The 21,213-nt window shown below is 69.3% G+C and carries 21 protein-coding genes and 8 pseudogenes; 19 read left to right on the top strand and 10 right to left on the bottom strand.

Features of this window, described 5'->3' with window-relative positions; all coding sequences use genetic code 11:
• The first annotated feature begins 18 nt into the window (after positions 1-18).
• A pseudogene (locus AB0C46_RS23135) lies at positions 19-992 on the top strand (LysR substrate-binding domain-containing protein).
• A 93-nt stretch (positions 993-1,085) separates the two neighbouring features.
• Here AB0C46_RS23135 and hemC read toward each other — a convergent pair.
• Positions 1,086-2,021 (bottom strand): hydroxymethylbilane synthase, encoded by a 936-nt coding sequence (gene hemC / locus AB0C46_RS23130; protein WP_362829940.1) that lies wholly within the window; start codon positions 2,019-2,021, stop codon positions 1,086-1,088.
• Between the two features lie 90 nt (positions 2,022-2,111).
• On the opposite strand from hemC, the gene AB0C46_RS23125 reads away from it, so the two are divergent.
• Positions 2,112-2,780 (top strand): maleylpyruvate isomerase N-terminal domain-containing protein, encoded by a 669-nt coding sequence (locus tag AB0C46_RS23125; protein ID WP_362829938.1) that lies wholly within the window; start codon positions 2,112-2,114, stop codon positions 2,778-2,780.
• An 87-nt stretch (positions 2,781-2,867) separates the two neighbouring features.
• Here the strand turns inward: AB0C46_RS23125 and AB0C46_RS23120 are convergent.
• From AB0C46_RS23120 to AB0C46_RS23110, 3 genes and pseudogenes are all read right to left on the bottom strand, one after another.
• Positions 2,868-3,113, bottom strand: a pseudogene (locus AB0C46_RS23120) (MFS transporter); the annotation flags it as partial.
• A gap of 352 nt (positions 3,114-3,465) precedes the next feature.
• The gene (locus AB0C46_RS23115; RefSeq protein ID WP_362829937.1) at positions 3,466-4,161 is read right to left on the bottom strand and encodes a class F sortase; all 696 of its coding nucleotides are present in this window, start codon (positions 4,159-4,161) and stop codon (positions 3,466-3,468) included.
• Between the two features lie 126 nt (positions 4,162-4,287).
• Positions 4,288-4,641, bottom strand: coding sequence for a hypothetical protein (locus AB0C46_RS23110; RefSeq protein WP_362829936.1), 354 nt, complete (start codon positions 4,639-4,641; stop codon positions 4,288-4,290).
• 51 nt (positions 4,642-4,692) lie between these two features.
• Between AB0C46_RS23110 and AB0C46_RS23105 the strand changes: the two genes are divergently transcribed.
• The gene (locus AB0C46_RS23105) at positions 4,693-5,049 is read left to right on the top strand and encodes a hypothetical protein (protein ID WP_362829935.1); all 357 of its coding nucleotides are present in this window, start codon (positions 4,693-4,695) and stop codon (positions 5,047-5,049) included.
• Positions 5,050-6,296: 1,247 nt separating this feature from the next.
• On the opposite strand, the gene AB0C46_RS23100 is transcribed toward AB0C46_RS23105, so the two are convergent.
• Positions 6,297-7,022 carry a Mut7-C RNAse domain-containing protein gene (locus tag AB0C46_RS23100; protein ID WP_362829933.1) on the bottom strand — a complete coding sequence of 242 codons (726 nt, stop codon included), beginning with the start codon at positions 7,020-7,022 and terminating at the stop codon, positions 6,297-6,299.
• A gap of 172 nt (positions 7,023-7,194) precedes the next feature.
• Here AB0C46_RS23100 and AB0C46_RS23095 point away from each other — a divergent pair.
• The 3 genes and pseudogenes from AB0C46_RS23095 to AB0C46_RS23085 all read left to right on the top strand — a co-directional run.
• Positions 7,195-7,966 (top strand): annotated as a pseudogene (locus AB0C46_RS23095) (bifunctional GNAT family N-acetyltransferase/ATP-binding protein); the annotation flags it as partial.
• Between the two features lie 330 nt (positions 7,967-8,296).
• Positions 8,297-9,493, top strand: coding sequence for a cytochrome P450 (locus AB0C46_RS23090; RefSeq protein ID WP_362829931.1), 1,197 nt, complete (start codon positions 8,297-8,299; stop codon positions 9,491-9,493).
• A gap of 36 nt (positions 9,494-9,529) precedes the next feature.
• A pseudogene (locus tag AB0C46_RS23085) lies at positions 9,530-10,467 on the top strand (IS5 family transposase).
• On the opposite strand, the gene AB0C46_RS23080 reads toward AB0C46_RS23085, so the two are convergent.
• Entirely contained in the window at positions 10,468-11,148 is a 681-nt protein-coding gene (locus tag AB0C46_RS23080) for a GNAT family N-acetyltransferase (protein WP_362829930.1), read from the bottom strand. It lies immediately after the preceding pseudogene.
• Between the two features lie 425 nt (positions 11,149-11,573).
• Between AB0C46_RS23080 and AB0C46_RS23075 the strand changes: the two genes are divergently transcribed.
• A complete protein-coding gene (locus tag AB0C46_RS23075) occupies positions 11,574-11,888 on the top strand; it encodes a DUF1330 domain-containing protein (protein ID WP_362829928.1) in 315 nt (104 codons plus the stop codon).
• Positions 11,889-12,040: 152 nt separating this feature from the next.
• On the opposite strand, the pseudogene AB0C46_RS23070 reads toward AB0C46_RS23075, so the two are convergent.
• Positions 12,041-12,436, bottom strand: a pseudogene (locus AB0C46_RS23070) (chitinase); the annotation flags it as partial.
• On the opposite strand from AB0C46_RS23070, the pseudogene AB0C46_RS23065 reads away from it, so the two are divergent.
• From AB0C46_RS23065 to AB0C46_RS23055, 3 genes and pseudogenes are all read left to right on the top strand, one after another.
• Positions 12,434-12,877: pseudogene (locus tag AB0C46_RS23065) on the top strand (amino acid racemase); the annotation flags it as partial. The pseudogenes AB0C46_RS23070 and AB0C46_RS23065 sit on opposite strands and share 3 nt — an antisense overlap.
• Before the next feature lie 130 nt (positions 12,878-13,007).
• Complete coding sequence (locus AB0C46_RS23060; RefSeq protein WP_362829926.1) at positions 13,008-13,310, top strand: hypothetical protein; 303 nt, start codon at positions 13,008-13,010, stop codon at positions 13,308-13,310.
• Complete coding sequence (locus AB0C46_RS23055; protein WP_362830079.1) at positions 13,307-13,597, top strand: DUF6191 domain-containing protein; 291 nt, start codon at positions 13,307-13,309, stop codon at positions 13,595-13,597. Before AB0C46_RS23060 ends, AB0C46_RS23055 begins: the two co-directional genes overlap by 4 nt.
• A 315-nt stretch (positions 13,598-13,912) precedes the next feature.
• Here AB0C46_RS23055 and AB0C46_RS23050 read toward each other — a convergent pair whose 3' ends face one another.
• Together AB0C46_RS23050 and AB0C46_RS23045 are read right to left on the bottom strand one after the other, a co-directional pair.
• Positions 13,913-14,143: a DUF6296 family protein gene (locus AB0C46_RS23050; RefSeq protein WP_042153157.1), complete on the bottom strand. Its 231-nt coding sequence runs from the start codon at positions 14,141-14,143 to the stop codon at positions 13,913-13,915.
• A 221-nt stretch (positions 14,144-14,364) separates the two neighbouring features.
• The gene (locus tag AB0C46_RS23045) at positions 14,365-14,793 is read right to left on the bottom strand and encodes an ester cyclase (RefSeq protein ID WP_362829924.1); all 429 of its coding nucleotides are present in this window, start codon (positions 14,791-14,793) and stop codon (positions 14,365-14,367) included.
• An 88-nt stretch (positions 14,794-14,881) separates the two neighbouring features.
• On the opposite strand from AB0C46_RS23045, the gene AB0C46_RS23040 reads away from it, so the two are divergent.
• The 9 genes and pseudogenes from AB0C46_RS23040 to AB0C46_RS23000 all read left to right on the top strand — a co-directional run bounded on the left by AB0C46_RS23040 (position 14,882) and on the right by AB0C46_RS23000 (position 19,994).
• Positions 14,882-15,535 (top strand): TetR/AcrR family transcriptional regulator C-terminal domain-containing protein, encoded by a 654-nt coding sequence (locus AB0C46_RS23040; protein ID WP_362829923.1) that lies wholly within the window; start codon positions 14,882-14,884, stop codon positions 15,533-15,535.
• A 65-nt stretch (positions 15,536-15,600) separates the two neighbouring features.
• Positions 15,601-15,696 (top strand): annotated as a pseudogene (locus AB0C46_RS23035) (IS5/IS1182 family transposase); the annotation flags it as partial.
• A 178-nt stretch (positions 15,697-15,874) separates the two neighbouring features.
• Positions 15,875-16,141 (top strand): annotated as a pseudogene (locus AB0C46_RS23030) (hypothetical protein); the annotation flags it as partial.
• A gap of 475 nt (positions 16,142-16,616) precedes the next feature.
• Positions 16,617-17,009, top strand: coding sequence for a VOC family protein (locus AB0C46_RS23025; RefSeq protein WP_362829921.1), 393 nt, complete (start codon positions 16,617-16,619; stop codon positions 17,007-17,009).
• A 279-nt stretch (positions 17,010-17,288) separates the two neighbouring features.
• Positions 17,289-17,444 carry a hypothetical protein gene (locus tag AB0C46_RS23020; protein ID WP_229838261.1) on the top strand — a complete coding sequence of 52 codons (156 nt, stop codon included), beginning with the start codon at positions 17,289-17,291 and terminating at the stop codon, positions 17,442-17,444.
• A gap of 449 nt (positions 17,445-17,893) precedes the next feature.
• Positions 17,894-18,430: a methylated-DNA--[protein]-cysteine S-methyltransferase gene (locus tag AB0C46_RS23015; RefSeq protein ID WP_362829920.1), complete on the top strand. Its 537-nt coding sequence runs from the start codon at positions 17,894-17,896 to the stop codon at positions 18,428-18,430.
• A gap of 71 nt (positions 18,431-18,501) precedes the next feature.
• The gene (locus AB0C46_RS23010) at positions 18,502-18,879 is read left to right on the top strand and encodes a hypothetical protein (protein WP_362829919.1); all 378 of its coding nucleotides are present in this window, start codon (positions 18,502-18,504) and stop codon (positions 18,877-18,879) included.
• A gap of 25 nt (positions 18,880-18,904) precedes the next feature.
• Positions 18,905-19,732, top strand: coding sequence for an alpha-ketoglutarate-dependent dioxygenase AlkB (locus AB0C46_RS23005; RefSeq protein WP_362829918.1), 828 nt, complete (start codon positions 18,905-18,907; stop codon positions 19,730-19,732).
• A 28-nt stretch (positions 19,733-19,760) separates the two neighbouring features.
• The gene (locus tag AB0C46_RS23000; RefSeq protein WP_362829917.1) at positions 19,761-19,994 is read left to right on the top strand and encodes a DUF2277 domain-containing protein; all 234 of its coding nucleotides are present in this window, start codon (positions 19,761-19,763) and stop codon (positions 19,992-19,994) included.
• A 305-nt stretch (positions 19,995-20,299) separates the two neighbouring features.
• Here the strand turns inward: AB0C46_RS23000 and AB0C46_RS22995 are convergent, their stop codons facing one another.
• Positions 20,300-20,920 (bottom strand): flavin reductase family protein, encoded by a 621-nt coding sequence (locus AB0C46_RS22995; protein ID WP_362829915.1) that lies wholly within the window; start codon positions 20,918-20,920, stop codon positions 20,300-20,302.
• Positions 20,921-21,213: the final 293 nt, after the last annotated feature.

The following is a 21,213-nucleotide window of genomic DNA, read 5'->3' as shown; positions in this document are numbered from 1 at the left end:
TCAGAAAGGCCGAAGGATCTGGGAAGGCCGGGCCCGCCGACGTTCGACCTCCACCGTCTCCGCCTGCTGCGCGAACTCAAGCACCGCGGCACGCTCGCCGCCGTCGCGGCCGCCCTCTCGTACAGCCCGTCCTCCGTCTCGCAGCAGCTGTCACAGTTGGAGACGGAGGTCGGGGTGCCGCTGTTGGAGCCGGTGGGACGGCGGGTGCGGCTGACCCAGCAGGCGGAGATTCTGGTCACCCACACCGAGGCGGTGCTCGAACGTCTGGAGCGTGCCGAGGCGGAGATCGCCACCTCCCTCACCGAACTCACCGAACTCACCGGCACCCTGCGCGTCGCGTCCTTCCAGACCGCGGCCCTCGCCCTGGTGCCGCCCGCGCTCACGCTGCTGCGTGCCTCCCACCCCCGGCTGCGGGTGCATGTCACACAGATGGAGCCGGAACGGGTGCTGCCCGGGTTGCTGGCCCGCGATTTCGATCTGGTCATCGCCGAGGAGTACCCGGGAACCTGAATCCCCGGCGGGCCGAGCTGGAGCAGGAGGATCTGTGTCACGACCCGCTGCGGCTGGCTCACCCGCCTCCGGCGGGTACCGACGGCCCGGCGGAAGCGACGGCCGCCGCCGGGCCAACGGCGCGGCTGCGCACGCTTTCCGAGCACCCCTGGGTCCTGGAACCCGAGGGCACCGCGGCCCGGCACTGGGCCCTGACGCTGTGCCGCAGCGCGGGCTTCGAGCCCGATGTCCGGTTCGAGTCCACGGACCTGCTGCTGCATCTGCGCCTCGTCGAACAGGGCCACGCCGCTGCTCTGCTCCCGGACCTCGTATGGGACGGCCGCCCGGCGACCGTCCCCCTCCACCAGCTCCCGCACGGCCGGCGGGCCCGCAGACTGTTCACCGCGATCCGCCGGGGCCGCGACCGGCACCCCGCTATTCAGGCCTGCCGACAGGCCCTCCGGGAAGCGGTCGGCGCGTCGGGGCCGCCGGGACGCCGATGAGGGACGCCGCCGCACCGCCGGCCCCGGGGCCCGGCCCGGGGAGCAGCGTGACAGCCGTCGGCCGGCATGACCGGCCCTCCGGAGGCGCGAGCCTCAGTGCGCGATGCCGTCGATGAGTTCGCGTGCGCCCTGACGCAGCAGGGCGACGGCCACAGACGTGCCGAGGGTCTCCGGGGTGAGCGGGCCGGCCCATTCGTGCGCGTTGAGGACCGTCTTGCCGTCCGGGGTGAAGACACAGGCGCGCAGGGACAGTTCGCCGCGACGGTCCGTCTTGGCGTAGCCGGCGATCGGGCTGTTGCAGTGCCCCTGCAGGACGTGCAGCAGCATGCGTTCGGCGGTCGTCTCCTGGAACGTCTGGGGGTGTCCCAGTCCGCTGACGGCGTCGATGGTGTCGGTATCGCCCTCACGGCACTGGAGGGCCAGCACGCCGGCCCCGACGGGTGGGCACATCTCGTCCACGGAGAGGATCTGGGTGATCACGTCCGTGCGGCCGATGCGCTCAAGACCGGAGACGGCCAGCAGGAGGGCGTCCGCCTCACCGGCTGCGAGCTTCTCCATGCGGCGATTGGCGTTGCCGCGCATCGGCACACACGGCAGATGCGGATGGGAGGCGGCGAGCTGCGCGATCCGGCGGACCGACGAGGTGCCGATCCGGGTGCCTGCGGGGAGTTCGTCGAGGGTGCGCCCACCGGGGTCGATCAGCGCGTCGCGGACGTCATCGCGCTCCAGGAAGGCGGCGAAGGTCGTGCCGGCCGGCAGCGGACGGTCGCCAGGGATGTCCTTGACGCAGTGCACCGCGAGGTCCGCCTCACCGGCCAGGAGGGCGGCGTCGACCTCCTTGGTGAACGCCCCCTTCCCCTCCACCTGGGAGAGGGCACCCATCCAGCGGTCGCCGGTGGTCTTGACCGGGATGACCTCCGTGGCGATGCCGGGGTGCAGCGCGCCGAGTTCGGCGCGCACGCGCTCCACCTGGGCCAGCGCCATGGGCGAGTCGCGGGAGACGATACGGATCAGTTCTGGGGCGGACATGGGCCCACGATAGACCGTCAGATCCCGGTGCCGCCCACCCGCAGGCCCCGGCGGAGGCACCCTCCCGCTCCTGCGCGGTACGGTCCCATCATGTCCCGATCAATATCCCGGTCCACCGAAGCCGCGCTCCCGCCGTCCGCCGTCACCGCGGACGATCTGGACCGTGCCGTGCAGCTCGCCGTGTCCGTACTGCGCCAGGCGCCGCCGACGGCGTGGGACGGCAGAGCCGGTTCGCTGGAGTGGGACTGCTGGGAGACCGTCGAACACCTCAGCGACGATCTCTTCGCCTACGCCGTCCAACTGGGCCCCAGAAAGCCGCCGTTGGAGGGAAATGTGCCCTTCGTGTGGGAGAGCCGCCGGGCCGGCGGCCCCGCGAACGCCGTACATGCGGACCGTGCAGCCGGTCCCGAGGGGCTGCTGCAGGTCCTGGAGGCGAGTGGTGCGCTGCTGGTGGCGATGGTGCGTACGACGACGCCGGAGGTCCGCGCGCACCATGTGTTCGGGGTGTCGGACCCGGAGGGCTTCGCCGCGATGGGCGCCGTGGAAACCCTGGTGCACACGCAGGACCTGGCGGAGGGCCTCGGACTCCCCTGGAACCCGCCCGCCGACCTGTGTGCCCAGGTGCTCGCCCGGCTGTTTCCGGACGTCCCGGAGGCCGCCGATCCCTGGCTCACCCTGCTGTGGGCCACCGGGCGCGCCGAGCTACCGGGGCACCCTCGGCGCACCACTTGGCGCTGGGACGGGAGCGTGCGGGGATAGGTCCCGCGCGACTGCGCCGCCCGGGTGAGCCGGGGCAACGGGCAGGCAGCGGAGCGCCCTCTCAGCCACCCTCACGGCAGCCACCCGCCCCCGGTCCACCAGGCCGTCCTCCCTGAGCCCGGCGGTGAGCGGGGTGACCGGTCCGGAGCCGAGCGCGTAGCCGATGAAGGTGCCCGAAGTCGAGCCGGCTGCTGAGGAATCCGCGCCGGGTGTCCGGTGCGGATTCGGCAATGGGTGTGGTCGATCCCGCGTATTCCCCGCCCCTGGGGAACCCCTGTACCGGACGGCAGACCAGCAGCAAAATCGTGCGGCGAAGCCGATGGTGTTGTAGGTGCCGCCGCAGGTCGGCTTCCGGCTCCGGCGCGGGGCCGACTGCTTTTGCGCGGGTCCGACGGCTGTGGCGTCCAGCGCTCATGCCGTGCCGTCAATTGTCATCCCGTCAACAGAGTGGAACCGGGTGCACCGGGTGCACCGGGTGCCTCGTGAAAGCGCATCGGTCCGGCCCGGCCTCTGGGCGACGATGGCGTACGGGGATCCCCGCGTGCGAACTCCCGCCGTGCAAGGGCCGGCCGGCACGGCAAGAACCCGGCTCCGCCCATGACAAAGCCCAGGCCGGGCGGTGGAGCGGCGGCCTGGGCTGGTCTGAGACACGGGGGTGCTCTCCGCAGTTGCGAAGAGACCCCGCTCAGGCGTGTCTGAACGAGGAGAGGTGGGCGAACACCACCACATTGTCGACGTAGTCCTTGACCTTCCTGTCGTATGCGCCACCACAGGTGATCACGCGGAGCTGCGCGGTGGGGGCGTCGGCATAGACCCTGTCACTGGGGAATCTCGCCTTGTTGAAGGTCTCGACGGAGTCCACCTTGAAGGTGGCGATGATGCCGTCTTCACGGGTGATGTTGATCGTGCCGCCGGGCTTGAGCGATTCAAGTTGCAGGAACACCGCCGGTCCGGTCTTGGTATCCACGTGACCGGCGATGATCGCCGATCCGCGTTCGCCCGGCGCCGCTCCGTCCTTGTACCAGCCGACGAGATTCTTGTCCCCCGCGGGCGGCGCGTTGAGCTGCCCGGTCGGGCCGATGGTCAGCGGGGTGAAGGGCGCATCGACGGCGATCGCCGGAATCGACACTCGCTTCGGTGCGGAACGGGGCAGGGCCAGGTCGGGGACCGCCGGAGAGGCGGAGCTGTGCGGTGCGCCGGACTGGGCCACGGCGGAGGACGGCGGCTTGGGGTCTGCCGAGGTGTCCACGGAGTTGTAGACGAGGAGTGAGCCCAGCAGAAACGCTCCCGCAGACCACAGCAGACCGCGACCGACGGGGCGGGACGCGGGGGCGGTCCGGGAGGGATTCGAATTCGGCTGGGGCGACTGCGGGGCGGTCATGTGAGGGTGCCTTTCATGAACGAGGCGACGGGGCGTGAGGGGGGCATCGGTAACGCAATCGCCGCGGCCACCGTCCACGTGGAACGGTGGCCGCGACAGCGCTTCGGTCTCCGTGCGGGTGCCTGATCAGGCAGCCGCGGTACCCGAGGCGTTGCGACGACGCAGCATGTACGCACCGGCGCCGAGACCGCCGAGCATCAGCACGGAACCTGCGGCCATCCCGCCGCTGGTCGCCAGGCCGCCACCACCGGTGTGGATGCCGCCGTGCGGCTTGCGGTGGTCGCCGTAGCCGCCGCCGTCGCGGTCGCCGTAGCCGCCGCGGCCGTGGTCACGACCGTGGTCGCGGTCGCCGTAGCCGCCGCGGCCGTGGTCACGGTCGCCGCCGCGGCCGTGGTCACGGTCGCCGCGCCCGTGCTTGTCGTGGTCGTCGCCGTAGCCGCCGCTCTGGTCCCAGTCACCGAGCACGGTCGTCTTGGCCATGGCACCGCCACCGGTGTGCATGCCGCCGCTCGGCCTGTGGTCGTCACGGCAGTGGTCACGTCCGTAGCCACGTCCGTGGTCCCGACCGTCGCGGCCGTCGCGGCCGTCACGTCCGCGGTCACGGTCGCGGTCGCGGTCCCGACCGTTGCCACGGCCGTCGCGGCCGTCGCGACCGTCACGACCATCACGGCCGTCACGGCAGTGGTCACGACGGTGGTCACGGTCACGGTCGCGGTCGCGGTCGCGGTCCCGACCGTTGCCACGGTCACGGTCACGGTCCCGGTCGCGGTCGCCGTTCGTGGCCTGGTCGTGGTTGCTGGAGGAAGCGCTGTCCGACGCAATGTCCTCCGTGATCATGGCGTTCGCAGCCGGAGCAGAGATTGCAAGCACCGCCGTAATGGCGGCTGAGGCGAACAGGGTGCGAGCAGTGCGCATGGGGACATGTTCCTTTCGGCGCAACTGCGAAGGCTGACTCTTTGTCGGCTCATCGGATCGCAGTGGCGACGTGATCACCGTCAGCCGGATTGCGACCTCGCACCACCGGAGAACGTCGCATTCGAGGTACGGCATGGGCTCTTCGGGTGGCGGAAGGCAGCGGATTCACCCATTGGACGGCGCGCGTCGTCGGCGTGTCGCGTAACGAGTGGGCTAGAGGCGCTCCGGCGGCCTTCCGCGGCGGGCAATTCGCCGGTCAACGAGCACGGCGGACGGGGGCCTTCCGCGACACGCCGACGGTTCCTGACGGACTGAACAGGTCCGCCGCGTGGGGTGGCGCACACACGGATATCCACGCCCCGGACCGTCGGCAGACGGCAGCACCCAGCCGGATCCGCTGGGCCACGGCCCTCGGCATGCGGGGCTGCCGGTGCGCTCAACTACGGGCCCGTGAGCCCACCGACGGGAGCCGACTCGCCGACCACCCTCACGCGGATGTCGCTTCCCGGGCCATCGGACTGCGACGACTCCGCGGGCGCCGCGTCCGGACGAACTCCCCGACGGAAAGAGCCCCTTCGTCCACCGACAACCAAGCAGAATCGGTCCGGAATGGGCAGCCATCTCCGGCCAATCCGCACGGCCGCGCTGATCCATATCGGTGGAATGCCCGCACCGGGCGGCCTGTTGACGGCCGACGGCGCACGGAATGCCGACCCGCATTCCTCAATGGCCTTATCCCACCTCCCCCTTCGACGGAAATGACAAGCAGCTCCTCATCGGCGGAGTCGAGAAGCGCCCCGGTGGCACAACGCCCTGAACGCACCCGAAATTGGTCGGCCCGGATCTGACCACCGAGGTCCGCTCTGACCTCGCGACCAGGGAGAGTTCGGATGCGGCCCTGGTCGCCGGTCCGCTCGGCCTCGCAAGGTGCGGGCGGAGCCATCATGGTGCGCAGCGCCCGGCCCGGACTCCGACGAGAATGCCGAACCCTGGAATGCCGACCTCGTGACCAGCGTCGCCCTCTCCCGCAAGGTCCCTGGCCATGGGCAGCTTCTCCCGCCCTGTCGGGCGTCTCCCGTTCATGCGGAAAGGCCGGCCCGGTACACACCTATAGCGAGAGTCCCTCACTCTGATTGAGGAATTCATACGCCCGACGGGCGCAGCAGACAGGCCGCCCGATGTTTCATGTGAAACATCGGGCGGCCTGTCTGCCCCGCCACTCAGGTGGCGCTGTCCCGGAGCGCCTCTGCGACGATCGCCTCCAGCCGGGCGTGGTGCGCCCCTCGCCAGTAGACGCGGCCGCATGCACTGCACTGCGCGAAGACGTCATACGTACGCTGGGTACCGTGTTCGAGGTGCTCGCGGACGGAGTCCTTGTCGGCATCCATGAGCGGGCCGTTGCAGGCGGTGCAGCGCGTCCACGGTGCGAGTGCGGGAGCGAAGCGTCCCAACACGTCCCGGAGTTGGTCATGGGGCCGGTCGCTGTAGATGAACGCGCCCGCCCAGATCTCCCGCCGTCGCAGCAGCCCACGGTCCCGGGAGAGCAGCACCCGCTGTTCCTCCGCCGAAAGCGCGGCCAGTGCCGCGTCGCCGGGGTCCTCGTTCGTGTACGCCGCGTCCACGCCGAGCAGCCGCAACCTGCGCGCCAGGGTGCCGAGGTGTACGTCGAGAAGGAACCTCAGCGGCGCACCGGGAATCCGCTGCGGACGCTCGACGGCGTGCACCTCGATGCTCTCGCCCGCCTTCGGGACATGGGAGACGGGGGCCTCGGCGCCGTCCACGACAAGCCGGCCGACTTCGGTGAGCGGGACGCCGAGCGACTCGACGACATGGCCGAGCGTCGATGAGCCATCGGTCACCACGGGCGTGCCGGCGGTGCTGTGCGCTGAACCGACGAAAAGGTGCAGCGCAGGGTCGAAGCTGAAGTGGATCTCGGGTCCGTTCACGCCGGACAGCATGCCATCGGGCGAGCCACGCCAGCCAGCGGATTCCTGCCGGTCAGAGGCGCAAGGGCGGGCTGGCTGCTCGGGCGCCCGGCGCGGCAGGCGCGGCAGGCACGGCAGGCGACGGGCGGGACGCGAGGGTCACACCAGCGCCCCGCCCGCCATTCCCGTAGTAGCGCTGACTTCTCGGCAGCCCGCCGTGGTGGCCGTGCACCAGGGGCGCTCCTATCGGGGCAGCGCTCGCTTGTGTGGCGGGTGAGCGGGGCTGGGTGACGCTGATCGCGATCTCCTCGGCCTGGCGTGGGCGGGGGCTGGCGAGTGCGCTGCTGGTGGAGCTGGAGCGAGCCGCCCGGCACGGGGTACGGCCGCCGCGCGCCATCGCCCTGTTCGGCCCGCCAGGAACCGGGAAGACCACTTTCGCCCGCGGTATCGCGGCCAGGCTCGGCTGGCCGTTCGTCGAGCTGCTGCCGTCGCGGCTGGCCGACGAGGGCAATCTGGCGGCGGCGCTGCGCAGCGCGTTCACCCGGATCGCCGAGCTGGAGCGGGTCCTCGTCTTCATCGACGAAGTCGAGGAGATCGCTCCGGTACGCCTGGAGCCGGCACAGCCGGGCGGGCTGCACGGGGTGACGAATGAGCTGCTCACGCTGATACCCGGCTTCCGGGAGCGGGACGAGCGGCTGCTGGTGTGCGCGACCAACTCCGTCCGCTCGCTCGATCCGGCGTTTCTGCGGCCCGGCCGGTTCGACTACCTCATCCCGATCGGTACGCCGGACACGGCGGCCCGGTCGGCGATCTGGTCGCGGTATACGGACGGCCGGCCCGATGTGGATGTCGCTGCGCTGGTGGCGGCCAGTGAGCTGTTCACCCCGGCCGATATCGAGCACGCTGCCCGGGTGGCCGCCCAGACGTCGTTCGAGCGGGACCTGGAGGCGATCGGCGTCGGCGCGGGCGCCCACGCCCGCTGCTGAGCCCGCCCCGGTGTGGGCCCGTGGGTCGCCCCCAGCGTGGGTCGCCCCCAGCGTGGCGGCCGTCGGCTCCGGCCGCCCGCCGCCGCGCACCGTTCCTCGGGCCGGGCCCCATCCCGCTGGGCCCCTGGGCCTCCGGGCCTCGGCTGGACGCCAGGACGAGAGCCGAAGCACTGCAGAGGGAGGACAGGGACCGGTGCGACTCCTCCGTTGGGCCGATGTTGACGCAGCGATCCCGTGCGTACGGTCTGACCGGTGCCGGACGTCGTGCATCATCGGGGGTCGGGGATCATCGAAAGGGGCAGGGAACGCATGGGGGACATTGTCGATCTGGGGGCCTACGGTAAGGACTTCACCGCAGACCCTTACCCGTACTACGCCAAGCTGCGCGCCCAGGGGCCCGTACACCGGGTGCGTGCACCCCTCGGCCACGAAGTGTGGCTGATCGTCGGGCACCAGGCGGTCAGAGCCGCGCTCACCGACCCTCGCCTCAACAAGGACTGGCGCAATGCCGCGCTGCAGAGCGATGCGGGCGACGAGTCGGCCCTGTTCACGAACATGCTGGACGCGGATCCACCCCAGCACACCCGGCTGCGGAAGCTGGTGGCCAAGGAATTCACGCCCCGCCGCGTCGAGGCACTCCGGCCGCGGGTACAGCAGATCACCGACACGCTGCTGGACGCGATGCTCGCCGCCCCGGAGAGCCGTGCCGACCTGGTGGAGGCCCTCGCCTTCCCGCTGCCCATGACCGTCATCTGCGAACTGCTCGGCGTCCCCGCCATGGACCGGAGCGACTTCCGCGCCTGGTCGAACGAGATCATCGCGCCGACCAGCGAGCAGGCGGCGCAGCAGGCGGTTCTCGCGATGTCCGGCTACCTCGTCGACCTCATCGAAACCAAGCGCCACGCTCCTGGCGACGGCCTGCTCAGCGCCCTGATCCGCACCAGCGACGAGGACGGCGACCAGCTCTCCCGTGACGAGCTGGTCGGCACGGCGTTCCTGCTGCTGGTCGCCGGCCATGAGACGACCGTCAGTCTCCTGGCCAATGGTGTACGCGCCCTGCTCCAGCACCCTGCCCAACTGGCGGCCCTGCGCGCCGATTACTCCCTTCTCGACAACACCGTGGAGGAGATGCTGCGTTACGACGGCCCGGTGGCGACCGCCACCTGGCGCTTCGCCGCGGAGCCGGTCGAGATCGGCGGCACACTGATTCCCGCCGGCGACACCGTGGTGATCGCCCTTGTCTCCGCCTCCCGGGACCGCGAACACTTCGCCGCCGCCGATGACTTCGACATCACCCGCGACGCTCGTGGACACACCGCCTTCGGCCACGGCATCCACTTCTGCCTCGGCGCCCCGCTGGCCCGGCTGGAAGCCCGCGTCGCCCTCCGGTCCCTCCTGGAACGCTGCCCCGGCCTCGCCATGGACGCCGATGTCGACGACCTCACCTGGCGCACCGGGATGCTCATCCGGGGAACGGAGCAACTTCCGGTGCGCTGGAACAGCTAGGGGGTGTCTCTTCGATCAGAGACTCGTTGTCTGGTCATGCTCAGCAGGGGGGATCTCACGGACGGCGAGTGGGTGGTGCTGGAGCCGCTGCTGCCCAGGAGTAACAAGCGGTGCGGCCGGTGGCGTGATCAACGGCAGGTGATCAACGGGATCATCCACCGTCTCAGCACCGGCTGCCAGTGGCGGATGCGGCCTGAACGCTTCGGTCCGTGGAAGACCGTCCACAAGCGCCATGCGCTGTGGTCGGCCGACGGCGCCTGGGAACGACTGGTCCAGCATGTCCAGGCCGTCGCCGACTCCGCAGGCGACCTGGACTGGAACATCAACGTCGACTCCACCTCGATCCGCGCCCACCAGCACGCCGCCGGCGCCCCGACCGATCCGCCACCGGCACCTGGCGGCGCTTCAAAGGGGGCCCTGCAAAGATCAGTTCACGTGCGCGCGCACATGCGCCTGCGACTGTTCTTGGCGGAGGCGGTGCAGCGGGCGAGGCTCTCGGCCGATCCCGCGGCGGACTGACCACGAAGATCCGCCTGAGCGCGGACGGCAGATGCCGCCCGCTCTCGCTGATCGTCACGCCCGGCCAGCGGGCGGACTGCACACAGTTCGAGCCGGTCATGGACAAGATCCGCGTCCCCCGCCTCGGCGCGGGCCGGCCCAGACGGATGCCGGACAGCGTCGCCGCCGACAAGGCGTACAGCAACAACCTGATCTGCTCCTACTTGAGACGACGCGGCATCCGACACGTCATCCCCGAGAAGAGCGACTCCAGAACCGCCCGTCAGCGCAAAGGCTCGGGCGGCGGCCGACCGCCCGGCTTCGACAAGACCCGGTACAAAGCCAGGAACACCGTCGAGCGAGCGATCAACAAGATCAAACAGTTCCGGGCCGTCGCCACCCGTTATGACAAGCGTCGGTACGTCTACCTCGGCACCGTCACGGCCGCCGCACTCCTCATCTGGCTCCGCTCGTGATCACAACGCCCTGGCGGGATCCGAGGCTGTGGCGTGATCGTCGATACCGAAGAAGGCCGCACAGTCTGCCAGTCCGCTCACGGTCACGGGCAGATGCTTCTGAGAGTTCCAAACCTGCCGGGAGAGGCGCAAGTACTGAGACTCGACGACCCGTCCATCGAGGACGTCGCGAGACAGGCCGTCAGGTTCGTAGCCGAGCTTTCGTGAGACGGCCAGCGATGCGTGATTGTCGGTGAAGGACGCCGACCTGGCGAACGCTGCGCCAAGTTCCACGAACGCCAGGTGCAGCAGGGCGACCCGCATCTCGGTGCCAAGCCCCTGGCCCTGGTGATCAACCCCCAGCCATGAACCTGAAACGATCTCGCGTCGGATGCCGAAGTTCTCAGCCCGCATCTCCTGGATGCCCACGGGCTGTCCTTCGAAGAAGACGATGAGATCCAGAGCCCAGGCCTCGGGTGACCATGAACCCAAGCGGCTCCAATGCTGCTGCACGACGTGTCGAGCACGCTCAACCGGCGGACGATCCGTCCACGGCGTCAGAAACGGACGCGCGCCAGGGGCATGCACGCCTCGTGCTGCCACTTCGGCCACCGCCGCGAGCTCTTCGTCGGAAGGAAGCCGCAACTCAAGACGGGGCGACCGCACACACAGCGCCCTGAGCGGCCAGATGTCGATCAACATGCGTGCCAGTGTGCACAGATGTACGTGAGGACGCCTCGCCTTTTCCAGATCATCGTCTGCCTCAGAACGTGATCGGCGAGACACCCCTAGGGGGTGTCCGGTGGGTCGTGGATGACGCATCGGACACGCCTCGGCGAACCTCGGGCAGTCGCTCACACACACACACCGATGCGGCGGCCGACGCACACGACCGCGGCATTGTCGCTCACCCCAGGACCGGCGGAGCTGTCGGCTCCCACGCGCCCTGACGTTCCGCCCCGTGCAGAACCCCGCCCGCGTGGGAGACGTCGCCCCCAAGACCCGAACCCGGGCCCGGGCCGTCATCGGCGGGCGCGGGGAGCCGCGCCCGCCGAGCAGGACAGCGGTGGTCAACAGTCCCTACCGCAAAATGAATACACGCCGTATCCAAGGGAACGGGAGTACCCATGCCCGCTTACGTCATCGTCAACATCGATGTGCTCGACGAGGAGGCCGGCCTGGCCTATGCGTCCGTGGCCCAGAAGTCCATCCTCAGCCACGGTGGCCGCTACCTGGTCGCGACCCCCACACCTCAGCCCGTCGAAGGTGCCTGGGACTCCTCCCGGATCGTGGTCATCGAGTTTCCCGACATGGACCGGATCCGGCAGTGGTACCACTCCCCCGCGTACCGGCGGGCCCGGGAGATACGCGAGGGCAAGGTTCGGGTGGGGATGCTGTTCATCGAGGGCACACCGCCTGAGGGCTTCTCCCGTCCGGCCTGACTGTGCTCCTGGTGCGGTGTCGCGAGAAGGCTGCCGGCAAAGGCCTGCGGCGCACCGGACGCCGCGGCCTGATGCGCCAGGACCGAACGGCCAGGGCCGGCCCGGGGAAGCTCCCATCGCCGACCGCTGTGGGGCGGCTGCCGCACTCCGCGTCAGCAGCTCAAATTGTCGCCGGGTGTGGTCCCCAGGATCTGCACAAAGCTCTGGTAGCTGTTGATTCGGCTCTGCACCTGGCCGGGGTTGCCACCGTTGCATTCGAGGGAACCGTTGATGCTGCGGATCGTCTCTCCGAAGCCGGCGCCGCTGACCATCGCATGATGCGGGGTCATGGTGCCCGGCCCGGTCTGTGTGTTCCAGTACCAGAGGGCGGTCTTCCAAGCGACGGCGGCATCCTGCTCCACCAGGTAGGGATTGTTCAGCAGGTCGATGCCGAGCGCATCGCCCGCCGCCTTGTAGTTGAAGTTCCAGCTGAGCTGTATCGGCCCGCGGCCGTAGTAGGCCGCCTGGCCGGCGGGGCACCCATACGGCTGGCTGGCATCGCAGTAGTGCACAAGGTCGCCGGCCAAGTGGCCGCCGCCGTCACCGTCCCGCTGCTGCACCTCGCCGACACCACGGCCGACGCCGTCCGTGCGAGCGGCCTGCGCCGCGTCGGACTGCTGGGCACCGCCTTCACCATGGAGCAGGATTTCTACCGCGGCCGGCTGGAAAGCCACGGGCTGGACGTACTCGTCCCGGACGCCACCGGGCGCAGCACCGTCCATCGTGTGATCTACGAGGAGCTGTGCCTCGGCATCGTCCATGAGGAATCCCGACAGGCATTCATGGCCGTCATCAGGGACCTCATCGCCGCCGGAGCCGAGGGCATCGTGCTGGGCTGCACCGAGATCGAGCTGCTCATCGGGCCGGAGCACAGCCCGGTCCCGGTCTTTCCGACCACACGGCTGCATGCCGAAGCAGCCGTCACCCGCGCTCTCGCTGACGCCCCGTAGCGGCACGGCCCGGTAATTCCAGTAGTCCGCCGAAACCCCAGGTTGGAGAAATAGCCCTTACCAACTTCCCTCTCTCCACAGATTCTTGTGTCGTGCCGAGGTTTGAACTGACTCCAGGTACCCTGACGTGGTGCCGCGTACCGACTTAGAACGACTGGCCAGGATCCGGATGCAGGTCACCGGTGAGACGCTCGAACGCGCCATGGCCGTGCTCGAAGGCCACACCGCCGCCCCCACACCGCAATCCGAACCCGCCACCGAGCCTGACACCGCCGAAAGCAGCGACCTCGAGAACGCTGAGGCCGAGAACGGCGAGGCAGACGAAGCCGGCACGGCGAGCGAGACCAACCAAAGCAACGCGGTCAGCGAGAAAGCGTCAAAGCCCAACACCCGACGCACACCTCAGAGCCGAGGCCATCTTCGCGGCCTCTGATATCCGTTCAGCCGGGTGGGGAAACAGCACTCAAGGCCCTGCGGGCGTCTCGGCTCTCAGGTGCCACGTGCCGGAGTGGCCGCCCGGGCCGTCCGGGCGGCGCGACATCCGGCGCATGGGACGAACTCTTCCAACCCTCACGGCAACACGTCCGGGAGGAGAAGGAACGCCGGCTCGCCCTCCGTGATGATGTCGAGTCCGGTGCGCCGCCCCGAAGCACCGTGGACCTGCACTCCGGCCTGGCAGTAATTCGCCCGGAGCCCAGGCACGGGCCCGGACAACGCTGACCGGCGACAGGCCGCACGCCCTGTGCGGCCCGGGCGGGCGAGCGATCGAGCTCGGTCCAGAGCTTCCCGCTCCTCCTCGACCCTTTGGCTGCCCGGAGCACAGGCCCGCCGCTCAGCGCACACCCGCACCTCGCACATGCCGCACATGCCGCAACGAACGAAACGCAGAAGGTCACCGAAGCCGGTCGACGTCCGGGAGTCCGACACCGAAGCGAGGGCGCCTCGCAGTCGTGATCGTGCAACACAGCGCAAGCAGTGGTCGACAGAGTGTGTGCGCGGATGCGCAGGGCTGGCTGCCGGATGGGCTCCTGAAGCTCACGGGGTGAGGGGGCGCGCCAGGAGCGGCGTACGAAGCATCTGGTGCCCCCCACTGGCCAGCATGCGGACCTCGCCCCGGTCGCTGATCTCTGCGCGTACGATCCCCGACTCATCCTCGTAGACCGGATACCCGCCCGCTCCCGCCCGCTCGGTGCGATGGACGATCACTACGTCGTCCTCCACCGCGGGGGCTTGAAATACGAGCTCGTAGCATTCCGGGTAATCCATCAGGGCCTCCCGATAAAACTGGGCAGGTGCTCCCGGCAACGCTCCCCGGCGCCGCTCTCAGCGCGCCGCTGCACCTCGGCCATTCCATCGTCGCCCACTCCCGCCCACGGCGCCTCAGGAGGCCACAGAGGTGAGGCCTCCTGACCGGGCGTGGACGTGGCGGGCCTTTGCCGGGAAGCCCTGCCGGGGCACCCGATGGGCAGCCGCCCTGCGTCGATCGGTCAGTCGACGGTCGGCCAGTCCCACCCCAGCTGCAGGAAGAGGCCGAGCCGGTCGGAGACACCACGGATCTCGCTGATCCGGCCGGCGGTGACGGTGAAGACGAAGATTGCCTCGTTCTCAAAGCTGCGGCCGGTAGGCACTGGCATCCGGGGGTGACTACCGGAGCTGACGCCACTCTGGGTGATCCGGGCGACAACCTTGGCGCCCTCAGCGATCAGTTCGTCGATCTGCGCCCGGTAGGGCGCCAGCGCCGAGAGCTGGGTGGCGATGGCCGCGAAGGCTGCGCCGGGCTCATCCGGTTCACCGTGGATGACCTTGTTGTGGTCCACCACGTCCGCCGCCAGATAGTCGCCCAGGTCGGCAACGCGCGCTTGGTTGAGCGCGGTGAAGAAGTCTCTGACGAGCTGCTTGTTCTCGTTGGTGGACATGCTCCCCTCCTTCTCTTACGGCGTAAGTCTCCGGCTGGGCGCTACTCTTGCCTTACGGTGTAAGAAAGTCAACTGGAGCTGCCGATAAATGGGAACGACCAACAAGCGGGTGGGGCTCACTCGCGACAAAGTGCTGCGCGCGGCCCTGGAAGCCGCCGACCGGGACGGCATCGAGAAGCTGTCCATGCGCCGCCTGGGCGCCGAGCTCAGCGTCGAGGCAATGACCCTCTACCACTACCTGCCCAACAAAGCCGCCCTGCTTGACGGCCTGGTCGAGCTGGTGGTCTCGGCCGTGCGCCCCTCCTTCGACGGGCCGGCAGACGAATGGCCACTGCGGCTGAAGGAGTTTGCCGTCGCCTTCCGAGCTGAACTGCTTCGGCATGCCGGAGTAATCGCGCTGGTCGCCACGCGTCCCGTGCGGTCCCCCGCAGCACTCCAGGCAGTTGAGGACACGGCAGCAGCACTCGGGCGCGCCGGGATCGCACCTGTCGAGGCCATGCGGATCGTCAACTCCGTCACCACGCTGGTGATCGGGCACTGCCTTGCCGAAGCAGCTGACACCCCCGGGCACCCCGAGCAGCCCACCGACGATGTCCCGGACCTCACCGCGTTCCCCACACTGTCCGAAGCGGTCGCGGGCGGACTCGGCACTCCAGCCGACCACCAGGCCCGCTTCGACATCGCACTGGACGCCCTACTGGTCGGCCTCCGAAACGCCACCGCCAAGACGACGCAGAAGTAGACGGCATGTCGGCTGGCGATTGACCGGATGTCCGGGCCGGCTTCAGCAGAGCGCCTGGTGAACCTGTTCCCGATGACCTTTGGAGCCGCATTGCCCCACTCCTGCCGGCCCGGTCGGCCCGCCGCCACCGGCGCCCCGGACGGCAGCGTCCGGTGAACCGTTGCAGGACCCGCCACTGCTTACTTTCGGCGTTGGCCTGCTCCACGCAGATCCGCTGTGACGACTGGCGCCGCGGTCGTTCGTGCCAGGCGTGGGCTCACCCAGCGGCGCTTCAGCCTTCGGCTTCTGCGAGGGGGCACTGTCGGTGACCAGGACCCGGTCACGACGCCACCCAGTTGACCCCTGCTGGAAGCAATACTCCGGATCTCCGGGCTGCCTGGTCGCCAGCGCAACAGGCCGAAGCGACTGTTCGCCGACGGGGCTACGACAACGACTGCGACTACGACTACGACAAGTACCGGTGCCCGATGTGGAAGCGCGGCATCAAACCGCTCATCGCTCGACGCGGCGCCGCCCAAGGCTCTGGACTCGGCCGGTACACCTTGGAGAGTAGAGAGGACATTCGCCTGGCTCCACCAGTTCCAGCAGCGTCACCAGGTCCGCTCGGCCACACGGATGTGCTCCGCTCCCGTGCGCTGTCACGGGAGCGGAGCGGGTCCGAGGAGCGCCAGCAGCTCGGATAGTTACGGAAACCACGGTACGGGGCACCACTGACAACGCGGGCCGGCGGAACACGGCGGCGCGCCCAAGGGCCGGTCTCCGGAGATCGCCGCCGCACGCGTTCGATGAGGGGATGGAGGCTAACCTCAGAGGGCTTCCCTTGGTAACGCCGTGCGTCCGGCCCAGCCGCACCGGCGCCAACGGGGCTCGCGATAAATCACCCGATCGGGATATCACCCTGGGCAGCTGCAGCCCAGTCTTCATCCGTTCTCAGGTCTCGGCAGGTACTGAGGAAAGAAGCCGGGCCGTACGGAGAGGTGCCGATCTGGCAAGTCGCTATGTCGATGTGGGGGCTGAGAGCCGTGGGGGCGATGGAAGCAGTGGGCCGAGAGGAATGGTCGAAGTAGTGGGGAGCAGCGGAATGATGGGACCGATGATGGCTGGGCGACCTCGGATTTCGCTTGCGACGGTGGTATTGGACTGCCCGGATGCTCATGCACTTGCGGACTTCTACCGGCACCTGCTCGGCTGGGAGGTGAAAGACAGCGAACCGGACTGGGTCCTGCTCGGCTGCCCGGATGGCGGTACCGGGCTCTCGTTCCAGTCCGAGCCCGGATATCAGGCCCCCGTGTGGCCGGAACGGCCTGAGGAGCAGCAGAAGATGCTCCATCTTGATTTCCGGGTCGATGACCTTGACGGCGCCGAGGCCCATGCGGTCGCGACGGGGGCGACGCGCGCCCCGTTCCAACCGCAGAAGGATGTCCGGGTGTTGCTCGATCCGGCGGGGCACCCGTTCTGCCTCTTCCTCCCTTGATGGGCAGAGGTGTCGAGGGGGGAGCCTGTCGTCAATACGGGCTTCCGTCGTGACCGCAGGTGACCCGGGTGACCGCGGAGCGTGTGGGAAGGGACACATGCAGGCAGCGAGGGTGGCGTGGAAGCCCGACGGTCCTTGCTGGTCAGGAAGTTGAGGCACCGTCGGAATCTCGGCACGGGCAGGAGCTGCGGGCCGTGGGCCAGTGCGAGCGGGGCCGCGTTGTCAGTGTCTGCCCCTAGCATTGCTCATATGTCCCCAACTCCTTCTGCCCCTAAAGGTGTGCCCGTTCCTGCTTCCGAGGCGAACGAATCGATCCGGCGATTTGTGCGCGCCCGGCGCGGCCTGGCGTGGTCGGCTCAGGACATGGCGGAGTATGCGGTGCTGCTGGAGATATGGACGTTGGCGGTGCGCTCGGAGGTCGTCGAGGCGGCCTAGACCCACGACGGCGGAGGCAAGGGCCTGTCCCGGCCTCATGCCGGTGCAACGTCCGCCCGGCCCCCTTGCGGGAGTTGGCGGACGGTTCTGCACCGGCTCCTGCTTCTGGCCCTGCTCGTGCGGGTCACCGTCGAGGGCGGCGTCGCGTCGCAGATTGTCGAGCGCTACCGCTGCTGAGCACGGTGGGTAAGGCCGGCTGGCGGCCCGACCTCCCGGGCCTGGCTCATCACCTATCGCTGACTGCCCCTCCGAACCACCGCCCGCCGGCCAATGGCCGCCACCGTCACCCCTCACCCGTCACCCGTCACCCGTCACCCGTCACCCGTCACCCGTCACCCGTCACCCAGCCAGCAAGCCCGCTACCGTCACGTCCGATTTCCGCCAGCCGACGCGCCCCCGCCGCCGCAGACTCAAAGAGTGAAAGCAGCGGACACGAACGAGGACGCGCCATGATCTCCCCCGAGACGAACACCGTCACCACCAGCTACACAACCGTAGACAGCCCCCTGGGCGAGCTCCTGCTCGTCGGAGAGGAGTCGGCCACCGCCCCCGGCGGCACCGCCCTCGCCTCCCTCTCCATGCCGCAACAGCGGGGCGTCACCGTACAGCCGCACTGGCGGCGCCACCCAGGCCCCTTCGCCGCGGCCGTCCGTCAGCTCCGCGCCTACTTCGCCGGTGAGCTCACCCGCTTCGAGCTGACGTTCCGCACTGCTGGTACGGAATTCCAGGAGCGCGTCTGGCGAGCCCTGGAAGCGATTCCGTATGGCACTACGACCACCTACGGCCGACTCGCCGACGGTGTCGGAGTGCCGCGGGGCGACGTACGGGCTCTGGGGGCCGCGATCGGCGCAAATCCTCTGCTGATCCTGCGCCCCTGCCATCGTGTGATCGGCGCGGACGGCACGATGCGCGGCTACGCGGCGGGCGTCGAACGCAAGATTGCGCTGCTCACGCATGAGGGCGCCCTCCAACCCACCCTCATCTGAGCCCGGCCGCGCCCGGTATCCCTCTCCGATGACCTCGCCCCTCATTCCCCCGGCTGAGGTGGCCGCCTACGGTGGCCTCCCCTCCCCCCGCCCCGCACTCCGAGCCAGAACTCTCCGCCCTCCTCTACCTGTTGACCGCCCCGCGTACTCGTATATCCACGGTGGTCGTCGGGCACAGCCGGGACTCCGCGTCGCGTTCATCCGCGGCGGCGTTCGGCTGGGCCCAGATGAGCCGCCGGCTGCGTCACAGCACCGACTGGGACCCCGCCCGCACCTTCGGGTTTGCGGCACTCGGCGACTCCCGCGTCCCCGCCCTGGCAGGCCCGGCAACGCTGCAGGGCATGCGCGGTGCCACGGTGGACGGCGGCACCTGGGCCATCGACCGTGGCTGGGTCACCCAGCAGCTACCGGCCCGTACGCCACCGCTGCATCCCCGTGGCACGCTGTAAGCAGCTAGCGATGAGGCAGGAGCAGATGAGTACGCCACTTCCCGGCTTCGAGGACTTCGGGGACTTCGGGGAGCCTGCGGGCACCAAAGGGTCCGGTCTGCCGGATGTCCCCGGAGGACCTGGAGGTTCGTACGGCTCCGGCGGAGCGGGAGAATCCGGCGGGCCTGGAGACCTCCGCTCCCCGGTGGCCGCCCAGAGCCGTACCCGTACCGGCAGCCGGCAAGAAATTGCCCCCGGTGCCGTCCACGTACCCGGCTGGCTGCCCATGGCCCAGCAGCGCGAGCTGGTCACGGCGTGCCGTGACTGGGCGCGCGGCCCGGCTCCGATCCGGCACACCAAGCTCCCGCGTGGCGGAGTGATGTCCGTCCAGACGGTGTGCATCGGCTGGCACTGGCAGCCGTACGCGTACACCCGCACCGCCGACGATGTGAACGGCGCCCGGGTGGCCGAATTCCCGCACTGGATGGTCGAGTTGGGCCGTCGCGCGCTGGTCGAGGCGTATCAGGACTCCGCTGCGGGCGACGGCTACACACCGGACACCGCACTGATCAACTTCTACGACGACCAGGCGAAGCTCGGCATGCACCAGGACAAGGAAGAGCGCTCCAGCGCACCGGTCGTCTCCCTCAGCATCGGCGACACCTGTGTCTTCCGGTTCGGCAACACCGAGACGCGTACCAAGCCGTACACCGATATCGAGCTGGCCTCCGGTGACCTCTTCGTCTTCGGCGAACCGTCCCGCTTCGCCTACCACGGCGTTCCCAAGGTCCGACCGGGCACCGGCGACCCGGCGTCCGGTCTGTCCGGCGGCCGCCTCAACATCACGATGCGGGTGACCGGACTCGACGGCTGACTCCGGCACCACGAGGCACACTGGACTCATGTGCCGCAGCATCAAGACGCTCCGTCCGCCCACCACCCCCGAGGTCACCGACGAGGACATCCGGGCCGCAGCCCTGCAGTACGTCCGCAAGGTCTCCGGATTCCGCGCCCCGGCCACACACAACCGCGAGGTATTCGACCAGGCCGTGGACGCCGTGGCGGCCGCGACCCAGGAACTTCTCGACGGCCTGCAGATCCGCGGCTCCGCCGCCCGCCGGCACACGCACTCCTGAGCAGCAGCAGTATCACCGGCACCGGCAGCCCTCAGCCCGCCCTGCACACCCGCCGATGCAGCCTCTGCCCCTGCCCCACTGCCCACCGCCCGCGCCGCCATGCACCGGGCACCGCGCACCGCGCACCGCGCACCGCGCACCGCGCACCGCGCACCAACGCTACGACTCGCGCACCGCTAGTCACGATCCACAATCGACCAGCGTCTGAACCGGTAGGTGATCGCTCGGAAACTGACCGTGCGCGGAGTACGTATTGATCGTGGCGCGCCGCGACACCGGGGACACCAGCTCCTCCGCCCTCTTCCCTATCGATCGCCCGCCGGCCCCCGCCAGTCCGCGTGCCGAATGCGGGAGATCTCCCGTACGTCGCCGATCGTCCCCCACTCGTCCTTCCCCAGCCGTGACAGAGGCTTCATCCGGGAGATTTCGGGGTGCCCTTCGACCAGCGCGTCCTGCGACACGACCGCATGCACCACGCGCCCGAACACAATGGTGGCGTCCCCAATTCCCAGCGTGGTGTGCACCTCGCACTCCAACGCCACCGGCGAGGCCGCCACCCGCGGCGGCTTGACCCGCAGACTTGGCTCGGAACCCACCCCGGCCGCCTCGAACTCACTCACCCCGTGCGGGAAATCCGTACCCGTGTCATTGATCTGCTCGAAGAGCCCCTCCGGGGCGAGGTTCACCACGAATTGTCCGGTCGCCTCGACGTTGCGCAAGGTGTCCTTGCGCCCGATGGAACTGAACTGCACGACGGGCGGCGCGACGCTGGCGATCGTGAAGAAAGAGTGCGGGGCCAGGTTCGCAGAATCACCATCAGGGCTGATCGTCGAGACCCAGGCGATGGGCCGCGGTACCACCGTCGCGGTCAGGAGCTTGTAGAACTCGTTGCGGGACATGGCAGCGGGATCAAAATCAATGCGCATGGTGATCAGTATCCAGGAAGCGGCCGCGGATCTTACAGCGGATCCACGGCACCACCAAACCCCTGAGTTCGGCGGAGAGTGCCCGGTATCGGGAGCCACCGAGCACCAGGAGCCGACATCGTGCCAACAGCAGCCCCCACCGTCTGGGAGGACTTCGAGGTCCCCGCTATGCCCGCGGCGGCCAAGTAACCCGGTTGTGGCGCTGGGCAGTACTTCGCCGACACTGTTCCGCTGCTCGGGCGTCCTCTCGGCTCTCCTGCTGCTCGGTTCGTGCTGGGTCGTGAAGCCGTGGT

The organism is Streptomyces sp. NPDC048637, from assembly GCF_040650675.1.
GTDB lineage: Bacteria > Actinomycetota > Actinomycetes > Streptomycetales > Streptomycetaceae > Streptomyces.
This window is presented reverse-complemented; position numbering and strand designations above follow the sequence as displayed.